Source organism: Cryobacterium shii, assembly GCF_004402595.1.
In the GTDB taxonomy this organism is placed as follows: domain Bacteria; phylum Actinomycetota; class Actinomycetes; order Actinomycetales; family Microbacteriaceae; genus Cryobacterium; species Cryobacterium shii.
Genome location: NZ_SOFY01000009.1, coordinates 1 through 19,469, shown reverse-complemented (window position 1 = coordinate 19,469; position 19,469 = coordinate 1). Strand labels below are relative to the sequence as shown.

At 67.1% G+C, this 19,469-nt stretch carries 17 protein-coding genes and 2 tRNA genes; 2 read left to right on the top strand and 17 right to left on the bottom strand.

Features of this window, described 5'->3' with window-relative positions; all coding sequences use genetic code 11:
- Window positions 1–32 precede the first annotated feature (32 nt).
- Entirely contained in the window at window positions 33–1,406 is a 1,374-nt protein-coding gene (locus tag E3O49_RS01030) for an APC family permease (protein WP_134365156.1), read from the top strand.
- A gap of 432 nt (window positions 1,407–1,838) precedes the next feature.
- On the opposite strand, the gene E3O49_RS18975 is transcribed toward E3O49_RS01030, so the two are convergent.
- From E3O49_RS18975 to E3O49_RS01010, 4 genes are all read right to left on the bottom strand, one after another.
- Window positions 1,839–2,063, bottom strand: a complete 225-nt coding sequence (locus tag E3O49_RS18975; RefSeq protein ID WP_160140992.1) for a helix-turn-helix transcriptional regulator — start codon at window positions 2,061–2,063, stop codon at window positions 1,839–1,841.
- A 173-nt stretch (window positions 2,064–2,236) separates the two neighbouring features.
- Window positions 2,237–2,310, bottom strand: a tRNA-Ile gene (locus tag E3O49_RS01020).
- 26 nt (window positions 2,311–2,336) lie between these two features.
- Entirely contained in the window at window positions 2,337–3,545 is a 1,209-nt protein-coding gene (locus tag E3O49_RS01015) for a glycosyltransferase (RefSeq protein WP_241976125.1), read from the bottom strand.
- A gap of 158 nt (window positions 3,546–3,703) precedes the next feature.
- Entirely contained in the window at window positions 3,704–4,612 is a 909-nt protein-coding gene (locus tag E3O49_RS01010; protein WP_134365154.1) for a DMT family transporter, read from the bottom strand.
- A gap of 40 nt (window positions 4,613–4,652) precedes the next feature.
- Between E3O49_RS01010 and def the strand changes: the two genes are divergently transcribed.
- Window positions 4,653–5,225 (top strand): peptide deformylase, encoded by a 573-nt coding sequence (def, locus tag E3O49_RS01005; protein WP_134365153.1) that lies wholly within the window; start codon window positions 4,653–4,655, stop codon window positions 5,223–5,225.
- A 51-nt stretch (window positions 5,226–5,276) separates the two neighbouring features.
- Here the strand turns inward: def and E3O49_RS01000 are convergent, their stop codons facing one another.
- The 13 genes from E3O49_RS01000 to E3O49_RS00945 form a co-directional block, all read right to left on the bottom strand.
- On the bottom strand, window positions 5,277–6,152 hold the full coding sequence (locus E3O49_RS01000) for a sensor histidine kinase (protein ID WP_134365152.1): 876 nt from the start codon (window positions 6,150–6,152) through the stop codon (window positions 5,277–5,279).
- Window positions 6,153–6,224: 72 nt separating this feature from the next.
- Window positions 6,225–6,297 (bottom strand) — tRNA-Asn (locus tag E3O49_RS00995).
- A 62-nt stretch (window positions 6,298–6,359) separates the two neighbouring features.
- Window positions 6,360–7,367: a D-isomer specific 2-hydroxyacid dehydrogenase family protein gene (locus E3O49_RS00990; RefSeq protein WP_134365151.1), complete on the bottom strand. Its 1,008-nt coding sequence runs from the start codon at window positions 7,365–7,367 to the stop codon at window positions 6,360–6,362.
- Complete coding sequence (locus E3O49_RS00985; protein WP_134365150.1) at window positions 7,351–8,229, bottom strand: ATP-binding cassette domain-containing protein; 879 nt, start codon at window positions 8,227–8,229, stop codon at window positions 7,351–7,353. Before E3O49_RS00985 ends, E3O49_RS00990 begins: the two co-directional genes overlap by 17 nt.
- Window positions 8,230–8,234: 5 nt before the next feature.
- A complete protein-coding gene (locus E3O49_RS00980) occupies window positions 8,235–9,923 on the bottom strand; it encodes an ABC transporter ATP-binding protein (protein ID WP_134450862.1) in 1,689 nt (562 codons plus the stop codon).
- Window positions 9,920–10,996 (bottom strand): ABC transporter permease, encoded by a 1,077-nt coding sequence (locus E3O49_RS00975; protein ID WP_420898175.1) that lies wholly within the window; start codon window positions 10,994–10,996, stop codon window positions 9,920–9,922. Before E3O49_RS00975 ends, E3O49_RS00980 begins: the two co-directional genes overlap by 4 nt.
- Window positions 10,997–10,998: 2 nt before the next feature.
- Window positions 10,999–12,087: an ABC transporter permease gene (locus E3O49_RS00970; protein ID WP_134450861.1), complete on the bottom strand. Its 1,089-nt coding sequence runs from the start codon at window positions 12,085–12,087 to the stop codon at window positions 10,999–11,001.
- 96 nt (window positions 12,088–12,183) lie between these two features.
- Window positions 12,184–13,821: an ABC transporter substrate-binding protein gene (locus E3O49_RS00965; protein ID WP_134450859.1), complete on the bottom strand. Its 1,638-nt coding sequence runs from the start codon at window positions 13,819–13,821 to the stop codon at window positions 12,184–12,186.
- Window positions 13,822–13,999: 178 nt separating this feature from the next.
- Entirely contained in the window at window positions 14,000–15,868 is a 1,869-nt protein-coding gene (gene dnaG / locus E3O49_RS00960; protein WP_134450857.1) for a DNA primase, read from the bottom strand.
- An 89-nt stretch (window positions 15,869–15,957) separates the two neighbouring features.
- Window positions 15,958–17,205: a deoxyguanosinetriphosphate triphosphohydrolase gene (locus tag E3O49_RS00955; RefSeq protein ID WP_134365145.1), complete on the bottom strand. Its 1,248-nt coding sequence runs from the start codon at window positions 17,203–17,205 to the stop codon at window positions 15,958–15,960.
- Window positions 17,198–18,364, bottom strand: a complete 1,167-nt coding sequence (gene dusB, locus E3O49_RS00950) for a tRNA dihydrouridine synthase DusB (protein ID WP_134403116.1) — start codon at window positions 18,362–18,364, stop codon at window positions 17,198–17,200. The genes E3O49_RS00955 and dusB overlap by 8 nt, the downstream gene beginning before the upstream one ends.
- Window positions 18,365–18,500: 136 nt before the next feature.
- Window positions 18,501–18,653 carry a hypothetical protein gene (locus E3O49_RS16435; protein WP_160140991.1) on the bottom strand — a complete coding sequence of 51 codons (153 nt, stop codon included), beginning with the start codon at window positions 18,651–18,653 and terminating at the stop codon, window positions 18,501–18,503.
- A complete protein-coding gene (locus E3O49_RS00945; protein ID WP_134365143.1) occupies window positions 18,650–19,309 on the bottom strand; it encodes a DsbA family oxidoreductase in 660 nt (219 codons plus the stop codon). The genes E3O49_RS16435 and E3O49_RS00945 overlap by 4 nt, the downstream gene beginning before the upstream one ends.
- Window positions 19,310–19,469: the final 160 nt, after the last annotated feature.

Sequence of the window (19,469 nt, the reverse complement as noted above, 5' to 3'; positions counted from 1 at the left end):
AATCGCGAACACTAGAAGAAGAGAGAAGATCCATGACGACAGAGTCCACCGCTGTACCTGCCGCCTCGGCGGAAGTCGCTACCAGCCAGGGGCAACTGCGCCGGGTACTGGGAGTGCCCTCGCTTGTGCTGTTCGGCCTCGTTTACATGGTGCCACTCACCGTGTTCACCACCTACGGCATCGTCACTCAGATGACCGGCGGGCGCCTGCCGTTGGCGTATCTGATCACCTTGGTTGCGATGGTCTTCACGGCGCGTTCATACGGCCAAATGGCACGTGCGTTTCCGCTTGCCGGATCTGCGTACACCTACACTCAGCGCAGTTTCGGACCAGCGGTCGGTTTCCTGACCGGGTGGTCGCTCATGCTGGACTACTTGTTCCTGCCCATGATCAATTACGTGGTTATCGGGATCTACTTGAATGCGGCCGTTCCGAGCGTTCCTGCTTGGACCTTCGTGCTGGCTTCGATCGCACTCGTGACCATTCTCAACATCGTTGGGATCGCGTCCGTAGCCCGCGCGAACGTGGTCGTCATCGCCGTGCAGGCGATCTTCATCGTCGCCTTCGTGGGTGTGGCGGCGGCAACCATCGGGCGCGGAACGAGCGTCGACTTGCTCGCACCCTTCGTCGGGAACGGTACGGCTCCCGGATTCGGGCCGTTGGCCGCCGGTGCTGCTGTACTCTGCCTATCGTTTCTGGGTTTCGACTCCGTCTCCACGCTTGCCGAGGAGACCCGCGATCCGAAGAAGAGCCTGCCCCGCGCAATCATGATCATCACCCTCATTGCTGGAGTGACTTTCATCGGGTTGGCATATGTGAGCCACCTCATCCTGCCGAGCCACGCCTTTACCAGCGTGGACTCCGCAGCTCTTGACGTGGTCGCCCAGGCAGGCGGTGCGTTCCTTTCGACCTTGTTCCTCGCCGCTTATATCGCCGGTGCGGCTGGTTCCGCCCTGACTTCGCAGGCCTCTGTCGCCCGCATTCTCTTCGCTATGGGACGAGATGGTGTCCTCCCGTCGCGGATCTTCGGTCGACTCAGCGCGCGCTTCGACACACCTGTGCTTTCGATCTTGACAGTTTCAATCGTGTCGCTGCTTGCCGTGGTGATCGACCTCGGGCTCTTGGCCGAGATGATCAGCTTTGGCGCACTCATCGCTTTCAGCGCGGTCAACCTGTCGGTGATAAAGCACCACTTCTTCGGCCTGAGGAAGCGAGGAGGGCTGCAAACGCTCAATTACCTATTCGTTCCGGCCATCGGCGTTGTGCTCACGTTCTGGCTCTGGACCAGCCTGTCGCCGCGCGCGCTCGTCGTGGGCCTCGTTTGGCTGGCCGTGGGCTTTGTGTACCTGCTCGTCTTGACCCGCGGCTTCCGCCGGCCTACCCCCATGCTCGATCTGAAGGAGTAACCAGGGCGAGGCGCTCTGAGAGCGTGCGCCAAGGCGAAGAGTGGGCACCGGACACCAACCGGCACGCCCCTCAAATTGAGCCCCGAGGGGGGCTCCCTCGAGCGGGCAAGGGTCTCGTTTGCGAAACTGCGAACGGGCTGCTGCTCGGCCAAAGGTCCCCGCCCAGCCACGCTAAGGAGCGTGGCTGGGCCAGGTATCGGCTTGAGGTTGCAGGTCGCACTCGGGCGCGCCGCGTACCGCACCCCCAGCGGGACGTGACCGGGCAGCCAAGCCCGTCATGGCTCGACCCGGTGGCCGTGACCTGGCGCGTCTGGCCGTCCCAGTCACGGAAGCGGGTCCATGCCCGGTAGTGACCCGTGCCGACCTCGGCCGTTTTGATGGCGCCAAACGTACTTGTCGGCAGTCGCGGCCGGCCGGCCATCAGCGAGCTCCCTAACCGGTTCTCACGCTGCCTGAGGGCTCATGAAGATCGTCCAACCAGCAGAGGACGTCAGAGACGCGGTACCGGATTTCCCAACCGACACGAAGGCCGGACGGGCCCCGCCCGTCGGTGCGCAGATCGTAGATGGCCTGCACTTGCACCCCCAGATAATCAGCGAGCTCGCTGGTCGTGAGCAGGAGCTCGAGACCCAGTAGGGAAAGACGTTCGGTGTTCATGACCCGTAGGTGTTCCAGGCCAACCCAGATGGGCCGATACGCGTCGTGCGCCGCGCCGGCGGAGTCCCCCGTCCAACGGGTCTCGATGAATATTCGTTGAATAAGCGTTAAGCGCATCAAGTCTCTGTCCTGTCTGCTTGGACAAGAAACCTTGGTCAATCGATGTTTCAGTGTAGGGCGGCTGGGACTTGAACCCAGGACCGACGGATTATGAGTCCGCTGCTCTAACCAGCTGAGCTACCGCCCCGATGACCGCGACTACTCGCGAGTGGCTTACTCGGGAGTGTGCGCGGACGTTTCTGAGATGACCCGATCGGTCACCGGCTCCCCACGATACAGGCACTCGAAAGTGTTGAGGGTGCGATTGATGTCGTGGGCTTCGATGAGTCTGAGCGACTCGTGCTTGAGGGCGTCCAGGTTCTCCGGCGTCGCCGTCAGAACAGTGGTCAGCTTGTCGGCGAGGTCTTGCGAGTTGCCGGGTTCGAACAGGAAGCCGTTCTCACCGTCATGCACGAGGTGCGGGAGCGCCATGGCATTGGCAGCTACGACCGGCAAACCGGAGGCCATGGCTTCCATCGTCGCAATGCTCTGCAATTCTGCAATCGACGGCATGGCGAACACGGTCGACCGGGTATACGCGTCGCGCAGCTCGGCATCCGTCACATAGCCGGTGAAGGTGACGCGGGCCCGGATGCCCAGCGTCTGGGCCAGGTGCTCCAGGTTGCGCTTTTGGTCGCCGCCGCCGACGATCTCGACCTGCACGTTCAGGTCGGGCGAGAGCAGGGCGACGGCCTGCAGCAGTACGTCGATCTGCTTCTCACCGGTCACGCGCCCGACGAACAGAATGCGGTTCCCGGTGCGGGGTTCAAAGTTGGGCGAATAGTTGTGGGCGTTGATGCCGCAGGAGATCGCCAGCACGCCCTCGAGGCCGGTGTAGCGCTCCAGAAACTGGGCTGCCCGCTGGGTCGGGGTTGTGACGGCCTCCGCGCGGCCGAAGGTGCGCCGCGCCGCCCGCCAGGCGCCCTTGATCAATCGCTCGTGCAGCCCCTTGGGCAGAAGGGTGAACTCGAGCATGTTCTCGGGCATGAAGTGGTTGGTGCCGATGATGCGGATGCCCCGCTTCTTCGCCTCGATCGTGACCCCGCGGCCCACGATGATGTGCGACTGGAAGTGCACCACGTCGGGCTTGAAGGAGTCGAGGATGCGGCGGCTGTCGCGTCGGACGAACCAAGGCAGGGCGAATCGAAGCCAGTCGTGCGGATACCAGCGCCAGCTCTGCAGGCGGTGCACGACCATCTGCTGGCCTTCATGCGTCTCGGTGAAGGTGCCGTACTTGCGTGACGGAGCCGGCGCCATGATCTGCACCTCGTGCCCGCGGGCCACCATGCCGGCAGCGAGCCGCTCGGCGAATTTGGCCGCGCCGTTCACGTCGGGAGCGAAGGTGTCCGCGGCGATCAATACCCGAATCGGCTTCTTCGACACCGGGGCAACCCGGTGCGACTCGCTCGAAAAATCGGTCGATTCTGACAAAAGACACTGTCCCAACGTAGGTGTGCCGGAGGCCATCATCCGGCGAAGAGTTCCTGTTTTCGACGGCGCGTACGCTGACGAGGTCTTCTAGCACCCTATTCTAATCGGCTTCAGTCCGTGGCAAGGGGGTGATAGCGCGCCAGCAGGAAGACCCCACCGATCGCAACGACGCCCGCCAGGATGAAAGCGGCGGATGCCCAGGCCGGGGCCTGCTCCACCTCACCGAGCACGACGATGCCGATACCGACGGCAATCAGCGGATCAATCACGGTCAACCCGGCGATGACCAGGTCCGGGGGGCCGGACGCGTAGGCGGTCTGCACGAAATAGGCTCCCAGGGCGGCGGCCAGCAGCAGCCCGGCCACGCAGGCGAGCGTCAGCCATTCGAAGTTTCCGTTCTGGGTTCGGTTGATGATCACCTTCGCCAGGGTGGCGACAAAACCATAGAGCACCCCGGCGCCGATGATGTAGAAAATGGCCTTGAACCGGGTGCGCAGGAACACGAATGCGGCGCCGAATAGCGCCAGCACCACGCCGAGCACGACCAGAATGGTGAGCAGGTTCGCGTCGGTGACGGGCTTGTCCACCGCGGTGAAGGCCGCCACGGTGACGAACAGGCCGACCCCGCCCACGCACATCGCGATGGCGATTTTCGACGCCCGGTTGACCGGAACACGGGTGACCCGGGCGTTGAGGATCGACGTGATCACCAGGGCGACGGCGCCCAACGGCTGCACCATGATGATCGGGGCGAAGGCCAGACTGGAGAGCTGGAAGACGATGGCGAGCCCCAGCATCAGCGTGCCGAACACCCAGGAGGGCCGGCTGAGCAGAAGCATCAGCTGCCGAGGATTGAGCCCGCCCGTTATCTCTGCGGTCTTCGCCTCTACCTTGGTGACGCCGCGGTGCTGGAACTGCGCCCCGAGCGACAGGAACACCGCTCCAACGAGGGCCAGCGGGATGCCGATCGCCTGACGCGGGTCGATCGTGACAGCCAAGTCAGTCAGGTCGGGAGTCACTCAATGACCTTATCCAGAACGAGCCCGATATCCTTGCTGAATGGCCGTACGCTCGATAGTTATTTCAGGAGATCCCGTTCTCCACTCCCCCGCACGCCCCGTCGTGAATTTCGGAGATGATCTGCACGAACTGGTGCAGGACATGTTCGAGACGATGGACGCCGCCCCCGGTGTCGGCCTGGCCGCACCCCAGGTCGGCGTGCCCCTGCGGCTCTTCACCTACAACTACCCCGACGACGAGGACGGCGACCGCCTGTGGCGTGGCGTGGCCATCAACCCGGAATTGTGGATCACGCCCGTTCCGGCCGGAGAGGCCGACGAGGACGAGGACGTCGAGGGGTGCCTGTCCTTCCCCGGCGAGCGATTCCCGCTGCTGCGCTCCCCCGCCGCGATCCTGACGGCGGTGGACCTGGACCAAAAACCGTTCGAGATCCGGGCCGACGGATGGCTCGCGCGCATCTTCCAGCATGAGTACGACCACCTCGATGGCACGCTGTACGTCGACCGGCTCGAGCACTTCTATGCCAAAATCGCGGCCAAAGTGGAACGCAAACGCGGCTGGGGCATCCCCGGGCAAGCCTGGCTGCCCGGCGTGGACAACCTCGAGGACTGAACCGACGAGTGCCCTGCCGACCGGTTGACCGGTTGAGCAGGGGACCCCTCGTCAGCGAGCGAGGTTGACGCCGTGGATGCCGTTGTGGAAACGCAGCGACGGGAACACCGCCGACACGGTGAAGCCGACTCCGGGCACGCTGCCGGCGTCGAATACGCCGCCGAACAGTTCGGCGCGTTCGCGCATCTGGGTGATTCCCGCCCCGGTAACGCTCTCGCTCAGCGCTTTCAGGTCGTCATCGATCGTGTACTTTGTGCGCGCCGCGAAATCGGCTTCATCCGTGCTTTCCCGCCGGGCCGCCGCACGGATGCCGTCGTCGGCCACCACGAGTTGCAGTCCATCTCGGCTCCAGGTGAAGGAGATGCGGGCTTCCGTGCCACGGCCGCCGTGGCTGAGGGTGTTGGCCAGGGCACCCTGCAGGATGCGGAAGATGGCCAGTTCGGCGCCCGGCTTGAGCGGGAATCGCTCCCCGGACTCGGTGAAGACCACGGAGAGGCCGGCGTCGCACATGACCCGGAAGAGGTCGCGCGTGGACTGCAACCCGGGCTGCGTTGTCGCGATGGCTTCGCCGTCCCGAACGATCGTGAGAACCCGGCGCATGTCGGCCAGGGCCACGCGGCCCTCGTCGACCAGGGTCGTGGCGACACGCACGGCGCTCGACGGGTCGCTCTCCGCCGTGTACCGGGCCGCCTCGGCCCGCGTGATCAGGCGGGAGACCGAGAGAACGGCGACGTCCTGGAGTTCGCGGATGATGCCGAGCCGGCCCTGCTGTTCGGCGAGGGAGAGTTCCAGGTCGATGCGCATCCGTTCGGCGGCCGACCGGTCGAACACGACTCGCCGCCAGGAGCGCCGAGCGCGCAGCCACAGGGCGAGGAGCACGACCGTGAGCACAGCCAGCAGGATGTCCACACTGAGGGAAACGTTCACGTATGCCGCCTTTTCTGCCGCCCACTTCGAACAAAAAAGGCCACCAGGGGTGGAGCCCTTGGTGGCCTTTAGCTCCCCGACTTGGACTCGAACCAAGAACCTGCGCATTAACAGTGCGCTGCTCTGCCAATTGAGCTATCGAGGAATGCTTTTTACAACTCTGTTACTTTATCAAATGTTGGCCGTGTGCAAAATCGAGGCCCGCCTTCAGTAGCCGACCCGAGGGTCGACGACCCCGACAAATCGGCCATCTTCAAGGAATGCGCGCACATTGAGGCGGATCCGCTCGGCGAGCAGCGGTGCCGTCATCTCGGGCGTGTCAGCCGTGTGCGGGGTGATCAGGCAGCGCGGTTCGTGCCATAGCGGGTGTCCGTCCGGCAACGGCTCCGGGTCGGTGACGTCGAGGGCCGCCCCGGCGATTCCCCCGGAGGCCAGGGCCGCCGTGAGCGCATCCGTGTGGACGAGCGGTCCCCGGGCGACGTTCACCAGGACCGCCTCCGGCCGCATCAACTCGAATTCGCGCTCTCCGATCAGGTGCCGGGTGCCCTCGGTGAGCGCCGCGGCGATGAAGACCACGTCGGCGGTCTGCAGAACCTCGTGCAGGGCTTCGGTCGGCACAGTCCGGGCCGCACCGGGCACCGGCAGCGGGCTGCGACGCACGACCGTGATGGAGGTGTCGAAGGGGGCGAGCAGGCGAATCAGTTCCAGGGCGATTCCGCCAGCGCCGACGATGACCACGGAGCGGCCGTAGAGCGAGCGCCCTTCCGGCACCGTGCTCCAGGTTGTTGCGCGAGCGCGCTTCGGAAGCACGCGGAGCAGGGCCAGACCGAGGGCGAGGGCATGCTCGGCGACGGGCTGCGCGTAGGCGCCCTTGGCGCTGGTCCAGAGCAGGCCCGGCCGGCCGAGCCCGGCCAGCACGCCGCTGAACGCGTCCACGCCCGCCCAGGGCAGTTGCACCCAGCCGATCATCGGGTGCGCGTCCAGGGTGGCGCGCAGTTCGTCGGCGCGCCCGTAATCCAGCCAGATCAGCCCCCGCGTGTCCGGGGAGAGGGCCGTGACCGTTCCCCCGGCAGATCGCACGGCAGCCGTGAAGGCGCCCTCGGACTCGGGCAGGATCGTGATCGGGCCGCGTTCCGGCCACCGGTCCCGCGGCAGAGGAGCCACGGCGGCCGTGAGCACGGCCCGGTGCTGGGCGAGTTCAGGACTGCGTGACATGGGCACCGTCCTCGTCCGCGCCGGGTTCGCTCTCGGTGGTTTCGTCACCGGTAAGCGCATCGGCCAGGCCCGCGACATACGGATGCCACGGGTCGTCGAACACCTCGTCGATGGTGCCGAGCCCGACCAGGACTCCTTGGTGGAGCACGCCGATCCGGTTCGCCACCCGGCGCAGCACCTTGAGGTCCGAGCTGATCACCAGGGCGGAGAAGGCACGTTCCCGCTGCAGTTCGCCGATCAGATCGGTCACCGCGTCCCGCACCGTGGCGTCCACGCCCGCGGTCGGCTCGTCGGCGATCAGGAGCGACGGGCCGAACACGAGCGCCCGGGCGAGGGCAACCCGCTGGCGCTGCCCGTTGCTCAGCTCGTAAGGGTACTGGGTGAGCACGGTCAGCGGCAGGCGGACGGCGTCGATCATGGTCGCCACCCGGGCCTCGAGCGCACGGCGGTTGTAGCGCCGGTCCCGGTCCAGGATCGGCTCGGCCACGATCTCCGCAACGGTCAGGGTGGACGGAAGCGTGTCGGCGGCGTCCTGGGCGAGGTAGCCCACCCCGAAGGTGAGCCGGGCCAGTTTGCGACGACGGATGCCGCGCAGCCGGTAGCCGAGAACACCGGCCTCTCCCCCGGTGATCTGCGGTCTCACCGTTCCGGCAGCAGGGCCGAACGCGGCCCCCGACAACACCCGCGCGAGGGTGCTCTTGCCGGATCCGCTCTCCCCCAGCAGCCCGAGAACCTCGCCGGGCTCGATCCGCAGGGTGAGGCCGTGCACCGCCACGAAGGCGCCGCTCGCTCCGTGTGGCGGGTATTCGATGGTCAGGTCACTGGTCGAGATCGGGTGGGTCGGTGCCGTGCCGCGAGTCATGGTGTCTATCCTGCCGCACGCAGTCGGCGGAGCCCCTCCCGTCGGACGGCCTGTTCGGCCGGGTCAGGTACGGGCAGCGAGGCGAGGAGCCGCTGGGTGTACGGGTCCTTCGGCGCGCCCAGCACCTGGGCGCTGGTTCCCTCCTCGACCAGTTTGCCCTGGTAGAGCACCGCGATCCGATCGGCGACGAGGTCGACGACGGCAAGGTCGTGGCTGATGAACAGCGACGCGAATCCGAATTCCCGCTGCAGCTCCGCGAAGAGCTCCAGCACGCGTGCCTGCACCGACACGTCGAGGGCGCTGGTGGGTTCGTCGGCGATCAGCAGGGCCGGTTCCAGGGCCAGCGCCCGGGCGAGGCTGGCCCGTTGCCGCTGGCCGCCGCTGAGTTCGTGCGGGTAGCGGTCCCCGTAGGCCCGGGGCAGCTGCACGGCCTCGAGGAGTTCGTTCACCCGGGCCCGGGCCGCCGCAGGAGTCTTCGCCCGACCGTGAACCACCAGCGGTTCCGCGACGCATTCGGCGATCGTCAGCAACGGGTTGAAGCTCGACGCGGGGTCCTGGAAGACGAAACCGATGTCCTTGCGGAATTTCTTGAACGCCCGTTCCTTGAAGCCGTTCATCTCGTGACCCAGCACGGTGAGCGACCCGCCGGTCACGCGGGTCAGGCCGGCGATGGCCCGCCCGGTGGTGGTCTTGCCGGAGCCGCTCTCGCCCACCAGGCCGAGTACCTCACCCGGCCGGATCAGGAAACTCACCCCGTCCACGGCGGTGAAGCCGCCTCGGCCGAGGCGCCCGGGGTACTCGATCCGGAGGTTGTCGGCGACGACGACCGGGGCCTGCTGCGCCCATCCGCGCTCCCGCGCCGTGGCCCGCGCGGCGGCGTGCGCGACGCCCTGGCCGACGTGGGGCACGGCAGCCAGCAGCTTCTTCGTGTAGTCGTCCTGCGGCGAGGTGAACAGGGTCTGGGCATCGGCCTCCTCCACCACCTTGCCCTGGTACATCACGGCGACGCGGTCGGCCAGGTCGGCGACGACACCCATGTTGTGCGTGATCAGCACGATGGCGGTGCCGAACTCGTCGCGGCAGCGGCGCAGCAGGTCGAGGATCTCCGCCTGCACGGTCACGTCGAGGGCCGTGGTCGGCTCGTCGGCGACGATGAGGCCCGGGTCGAGCACGAGGGCCATGGCGATGACGACGCGCTGCTTCTGCCCGCCGGAGAACTGGTGCGGGAAATAGTTGACGCGGATCTCCGGGTCGGGAATGCCGACCCGGCCGAGAATCTCAATCGCCTTCTGCTTCGCCTCCTTGCGGCTGAACTCACCGTGGGCACGGATGCCCTCGGCGATCTGCCAGCCGACGGTGTACACCGGGTTGAGGGCGGTGGACGGCTCCTGGAACACCATCGACACGTCAGTGCCGCGAACCTGGCGCAACTGGGATGTGCTGAGCGAGATCACGTTGTTCTCACTCGAACCGTCTTTGCTGCTGAGGATGACCGCCCCGGAGGCGGTCGCCGTCTCCGGCAGGAGCCCCAGAATCGTCTTGGCGGTGACGGTCTTGCCGCTGCCGCTCTCGCCGACGATGGCGAGGACCTCGCCCGGCGCCACCCGCAGGCTCACGCCGTCGACGGCCCTGACGGCGCCGGCGTCGGTCGCGAAGGAGATGGCCAGGTCGGTGATGGTGAGCACATCGGTCATGGTCTGGCCTCGAGTCCGTCGGAAGGATGGGTGGCTTGGTCTTCGAGACCGTCGAGCCCGCCGGGCCCGGCGGTGAGCACACCGCCGGGAACGACGGAGGTCTCCGCGACGACGCCGGCCGCCTGCGCGACCGCCCGTCGTCCGCGCAGCCGCGGATCGGCGAGGTCGTTGAGGCTCTCGCCGACCAGTGTGATGCCGAGCACGACGAGCACGATCGCGAGGCCGGGGAAGAGCGAAGTCCACCAGATTCCGCTGGTGACGTCGGAGACCGCCTTGTTGAGGTCGAAACCCCATTCGGAGGCGGCGGTCGGTTCGATGCCGAAGCCGAGGAAGCCGAGACCGGCGAGGGTCAGGATGGCCTCCGACGAGTTCAGGGTGAAAATCAGCGGGAGGGTGCGGGTGGCATTGCGCAGCACGTGCCGGAACATGATCCGGCCGTTGCTGGCGCCGAGCACGCGGGCGGACTCGACGTAGGCTTCCGCCTTGATCCGCACCGTCTCGGCCCTGATCACCCGGAAGTACTGCGGGATGAACACCACGGTGATCGAGATCGCGGCCGCGAGGATGCCGCCGATCAGGTTCGATTTGCCGCCGGAGATGACGATGGACATCACGATGGCAAGCAGCAGGGACGGGAAGGCGTACACGGCGTCGGACACGACGACGAGGATGCGGTCGAGCCAGCCGCCGAAGTAGCCGGAGAGCAGCCCGAGCAGCACCCCGGCGAAGATGGACAGGATCACGGCGACGATGATCACGAAGAGGGCCGTCTGCGCGCCCCAGATCACCCGGGACAGCACGTCGTAACCGCCCGCCGTGGTGCCGAGGAGATGCGCTCCGCCCGGGGGCTGCTGCGCGCCGAACGCGCCGTCGGCGTCGCGGAGCTGGCTGAAACCGAACGGGGCGATCACGGGAGCGAAGATGGCCGTCAGCACGAACACGGCCGTGATGACCAGGCCGGCCACGAGCATCCCGCGCTGCAGCCCGATGCTCTGGCGCAGCTGGTGCACGATGGGAAGGCGGGTCCACCGGCCGGGCCTCCGCACGGCGGGCGGGTTCTGGGCAGCGGTCACGGTCAGTACCTCACCCTCGGGTCGATCAGCGCGGCGATGATATCGACGATGAAGTTGGACAGGGCGACGATGACAGCGAGCAGGGCGACGATTCCCTGCACGGCCACGAAGTCACGCGCCTTGAGGAATTCGGAGAGCATGAAGCCCAGGCCCTTCCATTCGAAGGTGGTCTCGGTCAGCACCGCGCCGCCGAGGAGCAGGGCGATCTGCAGGCCGATCACGGTGATGATGGGGATCAGTGCGGGACGGTAGGCGTGCTTGCGCACCAGCCGGAACTCGCTCACCCCGCGTGAGCGGGCGGCGTCGACGTAGTCGGTGCCGAGGGTGCCGATGACGTTGGTGCGCACGAGCCGGAGGAATACCCCGGCCGTGAGGAGCCCGAGGGCGAGCGACGGGAGCACGGCGTGGGAGAGCACGTCAGCGAGCACCTGCGGGTTGCCGGTCATCAGCGCGTCGATGGTGTACAGCCCGGTCTTGTTGGGCAGCAACTGCATCTGCAGTTCGGCGCCGGTCGAGGCGCGCCCGGCGACGGGCAGGACCTGCAGCCAGACGGCGAAGACGAGCTTGAACAGGAGGCCGGAGAAGAAGACCGGGGTGGCGTAGCAGAGAATGGCGAAGACGCGCAGGAACGCGTCCGTGGGCTTGTCCCGGAAGTAGGCGGCGACCATTCCGAGCGGGATCCCGATGATGAACGCGACCAGGAGTGAGTAGAAGACCAGCTCGAAGGTGGCGAGCCCGTAGGTCATCAGAACCTCCGAGACGGGGCGGTTGGTGCTGATCGTGGTGCCGAAGTTGCCGGTGAAGATCTGGCCGAGGTACTCCACGTACTGCACCAGGATCGGGCGGTCATAGCCGGCCGCGTGGATGCGCTCTGCCAGCTGATCGGGCCCGAGGCGACCGCCCAGGGCCGCCGTGATCGGGTCGCCGGTGAGGCGCATCAGCCAGAAGACCATGGAGACGAGGATGAAGATCGTGGGGATGATCAGCAGGAAGCGGATCAGGACGTACCGGCCGATCCCGCCGCCGGACGAGGTTCGTTTCTTGCGTCCGGCGGCCGGAGGGGCCGTGGGACGCATGCTCACAGTGGTCATGCCTGCCTAACGCTGGAAAAATGAGAGGGGCACCCAGCAATGAAATTGCTGGGTGCCCCCGGATTTCAAATTAGAGAAACTCTAGCCGGTCGGGACTCAGCCCTTTTTCAGCGCAGCGTAGCGGAACTTGAACGACGCGTCGAGGGTGTCGCTGGTGCCGGTCACGTCGGTGCCGGTGACGGCCACCTGGGCGCCCTGCAGCAGCGGCACGGTCGACAGCTGGGCGGCGACCTTGTCCTGGATGTCCTCGATCAGCTTGGTGCGCTCCGCGGGGTCGGCCGTGACGGCCTGCTTCAGGATCAAAGCGTCGACCTCGGGGTCGCTGTAGTGGTTCTTCAGGAAGCCACCCTCGAGGAAGAACGGGGTCAGGTAGTTGTCGGCGTCGGAGTAGTCCGGGAACCAGCCGAGCTGGTAGACGGGGTAGACGTCGGTCGTTCGGTCCTTGGCGTACTGAACCCACTCGGTGGTCTGCAGGTTGACCGTGAACAGGCCGGAGGCTTCCAGCTGGTCCTTGACCAGGGCGTACTCGTCGCCCGAGGAGGGACCGTAGTGGTCGTTGCTGTACTGCAGGTTCAGCACGACCGGGCCGGTCACGCCGGCCGCGGCGAGGGTCGCCTTGGCCTTGTCGAGGTCCGGGGCGCCTTTTCCGTCGCCGTAGAGGCCCTTGAGGGACTCGGTGGCACCGGTCAGACCGGCGGGCACGTAGGAGTACACGGGCGTGTAGGTGCCCTTGTAGACCTGCTTGGCGATTTCCTCGCGGTCGACGAGGTCGGCAACCGCCTGGCGCACGGCGAGAGCCTTGGCCGGGTCTGCCTCGGGGGTCTTGGCACCGAACGGCTGGGTGTCGAAGTTGAAGACGACGTAGCGGAGCTCGCCGCCGGGACCGTCGACGACCTTGACCTTGTCGTTGCCGCGAAGGTCCTCGATGTCCGTGGCCGAGAGGCTGCGGAACGCGACGTCGATGTTGCCCTGCTGCACGTCGAGCTTGAGGTTGGAGGCGTCGGCGTAGTACTTGACGTTGACGACATCCGTCTTCGCCGGGCCGAGGAGTCCCGCGTAGTCCTTGTTGGCCTTGTAACCGACCAGGTTGTTGAAGTCGTAGCTGGTGATGACGTACTGGCCGGCAAAGGCGTTCGCCTTGACGATGTCGTTGTCGGAGGTGAGCGCGGTGGCGGAGAAGGAATCCTCGTCGACGATCGGGCCGGCCGGGCTGGACAGGATCTGCGGGAAGATCTGGTCGTCGGCCTGCTTGAGCGTGAAGACGACGGTGGTGTCGTCGGGCGCCGCGGCGCTGGCGAGGTTGTAGAGCAGCGAGGACGGGCCATTGTCGTCCGCGATCTTCAGCTGGCGGTCGAAGGTGAACTTCACGTCGGAGGACGTGAGGGCGTTGCCGTTGGCCCACTTCAGGTCGGGCTTCAGCGTGACCGTGTACTCGGTCGGGCTGGTGAACTCGGCCTTGGTGGCGATGTCGGGCTCGACGTCGGGGCTGCCGTACGGCGTGTTCATCAGGAACGGGAAAACCTGGTTCTGCACCGAGAACGAGCCGTTGTCATAGGAGCCGGCGGGGTCGAGGGTCGTGACCTTGTCGGTCGTGCCGATCGTGATGGAGCCGCCGCCGCTGGTGCTCTTATCGGTCGACCCGCCCGCGGAGCAGCCCGCGAGGGTCAGCGCGGCGACAGCGACGACTGCCGCGGCGCTGATGCCTTTCGCGCGTGAAGTGGATGAGAATGCCATAGCCGTGAGCCTCTTCCTCTAGAATTCCGATGCGGGGCGCGGGGCCGTAACGCACACGCCTGCATTGCTGTAGGAAAAGAATTAGCACAGAATGCCCGATTACCAGCTGGTTCACGGAGCATCTTTACCGAGCTGCAACGTGAACCGCCCCGCTTTCGGGGCCGCCGGGGCTCGCGCCTCACTCCTCGCGGAGGTTGCGCTTCTCGGCTTCGACCCGCACCAGTTCACGCTGGATTGCCACGTAGACCTCGCGGTTGGAGGCATCCGCCCGCTGGAGCCGCCCGAGCAGCTCGGCCTTCTGCCGCAGCAGGTCGCGGTCGACCAGGGCGACCGTGACATCGCGCACGTATCGGGCGACCGCCCCTTCGGAGCGCTCCGGCAGGGACGCCATGGCCAGGTCCTTGACCAGGTTTTCCAGCGGGGCCGGAACCTCGGTGACGACGCGGTCCAGCCAGTCGGATGCGGCGTGGTGCGCCAGGCTGGCGGCGATGGCGTCGCGCACGACGGCCAGGGACTGGTTCGAGAACGTGGTCTGCACGGCCCGCTGAAGCAGTTCCAGCCCGACCACGGTCGGGCGCTGGAGCATGGCCATCAGGCCGTCGCGTTCCAGCCGGGTGACCGGATCGGTGGCGAGGTCGACCATGGAGAAGGGCTGCTCCCGCGGCGCGTCGTCCCGGCCGGCGTGCCGGGCGGTGTCCTCCCCTGACCCGGAGGACCGTGAGCGGGTCAGGGCCGCGGAGACGGCCTTGCCGACCTCGCCGAGCTCCATCCCGAGCATGCGGGCCAGTTCGTGGGTGTACCCGGGGCGCAGGGCGGGGTCGCGGATGTCGCTGACGATCGGCGCCGCGGAGCGGAGCGCCGCCACCCGGCCCTCCACGGTGTCGAGGTTGTACTGGCCGAGCAGCTGCCGGATCATGAACTCGAACATGGGTTTCTTCGAGTCGATCAGCCGGCGCACGGCGTCGTCGCCGCGGTGCAGGCGCAGGTCGCAGGGGTCCAGTCCCTCCGGACCGACCGCCACGAAGGTCTGGGCGGTGAAACGCTGCTCCTCGCTGAAGGCGCGCATGGCCGCCTTCTGGCCGGCGGCATCCGGGTCGAACGTGAACACGACCTCGCCGACCCCGCTGTCGTCGCCGAGAACGCGGCGCAGCACCTTGATGTGGTCGACACCGAAGGAGGTGCCGCAGGTGGCCACGGCGGTGGTGACCCCGGCCAGGTGGCACGCCATCACATCCGTGTACCCCTCGACGACGACGACCTGGTGCCCACGCGAGATGTCCCGTTTGGCGAGGTCGAGCCCGTAGAGCACCTGGGCCTTGTGGTAGATCGGTGTCTCGGGCGTGTTGAGGTACTTGGGGCCCTTGTCGTCGTCGAGCAGCTTGCGGGCGCCGAAGCCGATGGTCTGCCCGGTGATGTCACGGATCGGCCAGACCAGGCGACCGCGGAACCGGTCGTAGACGCCGCTCGCTCCTTCACGGCTGGAGACCAGCCCGGAGAGCGTGAGCTCCTCGGTGGTGAACCCCTTGGCCCGGAGGTGGTTGGTGAGTTCGTCCCAGCTCTTCGGGGCGAAACCCACGCCGAAGCGGGCGGCCGCCAGGGCGTCGAAGCCGCGTTCGCCGAGGAAAGTGCGCCCGACGGCGGCGCCCGCGCTGCCGAGCCGCTCGACGAAGAAGTCGGCGGCCGCCTGGTTGGCTGCGTACAGCCGGGCCCGGTTGGTGTGGTCGGGCGCGGCGCCCTCGCCGCCCTCGTAGTGCAGCTCGATGCCGACGCGCCCGGCGAGGCGTTCGACCGCCTCGCTGAAGCTGACGTGGTCCATCTTCTGCAGGAACGAGTAGACGTCGCCGCTCTCGCCGCAGCCGAAGCAGTGGTAGAACCCCACCTGGGGGCGCACATGGAAGCTGGGACTGCGCTCGTCGTGGAACGGGCACAGACCCTTCATCGACCCGACCCCGGCTGACTTGAGGCTCACATAGTCGCTGACGATGTCGGCGATGTTGGTGCGGGCTTTGACCTCTTCGATGTCGTCTTGTCGAATCAGGCCTGCCATAGCTGAATGCTAGTCCTGCCCGGGTCGGTGTTCGGTACGGTGCACCGGTTTGTGGAGATACGGTGTGTGGAGTTACGGATGGGCCGGGCTCAGTTCTGCACGAGGCGTTCGTACCAGGCCAGCGCGGACTGGTCGGTGAGGCTGGCCACCTGGTCCACGACCACGCGCTTGCGGGCGGCATCGTCGGAGGCGGCGCGCCAGTCCTCGGTGAATCCGGCGTCGAGGTGCTCGTCGCCCGAGGTGTACAGGCGTTCGGCCAGCAGGCCAAGCACTTTACGCTGCTGGGTGTAGATCGGCTGCCGGGTGTTGTTGGACATGACGAACGCGGCAACGACGCCCTTGAGTACGGCGATCTCGGCCTGGATCTCCCGCGGCACCACGACGTGGGCCCCGAACCGGAGCAGGCTGTCCATCGGGTAGGACTGCCGGGTGGCGTGCACGGCGGCACCGGAGAAGCGGCCGATCAGCTGGCTGGTGAGGGTCTTCAGTCGTCCCTGGTCGCGGCGGCCCGCCGTCCAGGTGCGCAGCCAGGAGTCCATCGCCCCGATCCGGTCGTAGGCCTGGGCGAGCTCCTCGTGTGACACGGCGCCGCCGATCCAGGCGTGCATCGACGGGACGAGTTCGGCGCTGGCCTGGCCGTTGAGGGCGGCGACGTCGACGTAGCCGTTGACCACGGCATCCTCGAAATCGTGCACGGAGTAGGCGATGTCGTCCGAGAGGTCCATCACCTGCGCCTCGATGCAGAGGCGCCGGTCCGGCGCGGCGGCGCGCATCCACTCGAAGGCGGCCCGGTCGTCCTGGTAGAAACCGAATTTGGCGCGCCCGCTCGGGTCGGCCACCGAGGACTCGTCCGGCCACGGGTACTTGCAGCTGGCGTCGAGGCTGGCCCGGGTGAGATTGAGCCCGTAACTGCGGCCGTCGGCCCCGAACACCTTGGGTTCGAGGCGGGTGAGCAGGCGCAGGGTCTGCGCGTTGCCCTCGAAGCCGCCGATGTCGGCGGACCAGTCGTTCAGCGCACGCTCGCCGTTGTGGCCGAACGGCGGATGCCCGATGTCGTGCGCGAGGCACGCGGTGTCGACGATGTCGGGGTCGAGTCCGAGCCGCAGGGCGAGCTCCCGGCCGACCTGGGCCACCTCGAGGGAATGGGTGAGCCGGTTCCGGGCGAAGTCGAGGCCAGCGGTGGGGCTGAGCACCTGGGTCTTGGCGGCGAGCCGCCGCAGCGCGCTGGAATGCAGCAGCCTGGCCCGGTCGCGCGCGAAATCGCTGCGCCTGGACCCGTGCTGCTCCGGCAGCCAGCGCTGTTCGTCGTGGGTGCTGTACCCGGTCTCGTTAGCCACCGCTTGTGTCCCCTTCGCCCTCGGTCAGGTTGGCGCGTTCGGCGCCTTCGATCTCCTGGGAGTCGAGCCAGTGTTCGGGGAGGGCGGTCCTCTTCGGGCTGCCCGCGCGTCCGCGTGGGCCCTCGGCACCCGCGCCCGGGTATTCCTGCTCCCCGTCGAGCGTGCCGAGCAGGTCGTCGAGCTGCGCGAGCGAGACCACTGACGCGAGGCTGGCCCGAAGGTCGCCGCCGACCGGGTAACCCTTGAAGTACCAGGCCACATGCTTGCGGATGTCGCGGCAGGCCCGCTCTTCGCTCTCGAAGAATTCGGTGAGCAGTTCGGCGTGGCGGCGGAACGTGTCCGCGACCTGGCCGAGGCGGGGCTGGATCCGGGCGGTGGCCAGGTCGCCGCGGAAGGCCGCGGCCAGGTCGCCGAACAGCCACGGGCGGCCCAGGCAGCCGCGTCCGACGACGACTCCGTCGCATCCGGTCTCGGCCACCATGCGCAGGGCGTCCTCGGCGGACCAGATGTCGCCGTTGCCGAGGATCGGGACGCTGGTGACGATGTTCTTGAGCGTGGTGATGGCCGACCAGTCGGCCTGGCCGGAGTAGTGCTCGGCCGCCGTGCGGGCGTGCAGTGCGATGGCGGCGACGCCGGCGCCTTCGGCCGCCTTGCCGGCCTCCAGGTACGTGAGGTGGTCGGAGTCGATGCCCTTGCGCATCTTGATCGTGACCGGCACGGAGCCGCCGGCGGTCACCGCGGCCTCGACGATCTGCCGGAACAGCCCGAGCTTCCAGGGCAGTGCGGCGCCACCGCCCTTGCGGGTGACCTTGGGCACGGGACAGCCGAAGTTCAGGTCGATGTGGTCGGCGCGGTCCTCCGCGACGAGCATGGTGACCGCCTCGGAGACGGTTTTCGGGTCAACCCCGTAGAGCTGGATCGAGCGGGTGGTTTCGCTCTCGTGGTGCCGGATCAGGCGCATCGATTCCGGGGTGCGCTCGACCAGCGCGCGGGAGGTGATCATCTCGCTGACGTAGAGGCCCGCACCGAACTCGCGGCAGAGCCGGCGGAACGCGGTGTTGGTGATGCCGGCCATCGGGGCGAGCACGACGGGCACGTCGAGCGTGAGCGGGCCGATCTGGAGCGGCTTCGCCGGACCGATCGTGGTTGCAGGTATCATCCGTTCAATTCTCACAGACGCCAGGATGGCTGGTGACCGCCCCCAAGCTGGCCTCTCCCCGCCCGCCGAGCCGTGAGTTCCGCCACTGTTTTGGCGCAAAACACGAGTAAAACTCACGGCTCGGCGGGGTGGGGAGTCAGGCTCCGCAGCAGCCGTCGGCGCCGCAGCAGGCGCCGGACTCGGACTGGCCGAGCAGTTCGATCGTGGGAACCGGCGCGGCCTCGGTGGGGACGGCCGGGGTGGAGACGGCCTCGGTGGGGACGGCCGGGGTGGTGGTCACATCGGTCATTTGTTCTTCTCCTCGATTTTTTCGGACTGAGCCTGGCCGAGAGCCTGCGCAAAGGTATCAGGCTCCTGCGCACCGGAGATGCCGTATTTTCCGTCGATCACGAAGAAGGGCACCCCCTGGATGCCGTAGGCGGCGGCCTGAGCGACGTCGGCCTTGACCGCCGCCAGGAACTCGTGCGCGGTCAGGGAGCGCACGACGTCGTCCCGGTCCAGACCGATCTCGGCGGCCAGGTCGGCCAGGTCCTCGATCCGGCCCACGTGCCGGCCGTCGACAAAGTAGGCCTTGAGCAGGCGTTCCTTCATCTCGAGCTGGCGGCCCTGGGCTTTGGCGTAGTGCAGCAGCTCGTGCGAGATGACGGTGTTCGTCTGGTGCACGGAGTCGTAGTCGTAGTGCAGACCGACGCTCTGGGCGATCCCGGTGACCCGCTCGAGCATCTGCTCGACGTCGGCGAGGGGCAGGCCCTTGCGCTGGCTGAGGTAGTCGACGGGGCTGCCGTCGAAATCGACCGGGGTATCCGGCGCGAGTTCGTAGCTGTGGTACTCGACCTCGACCTCGCCGTCGAACAGGGCCGCCCCGGCCTCGAATTTGCGCTTGCCGATGTAGCACCAGGGGCACTGCACATCGGACCAGATGTCTACTTTGATGGTTTCACTCACTGTGGCGGTAACCGTCGGCGCCCGCGTTGTATTCCCGGCCCGGTCCCGGTGTGCGCCAGCCCTAGTAGTACTTAGTTATGTTGGGGCTCGTTGTCGGCAGTGGGGACAGTATCCGAGATAGACGGCGAGGACTCGTTGGAGTTCTCTGAGGATGCCGTAG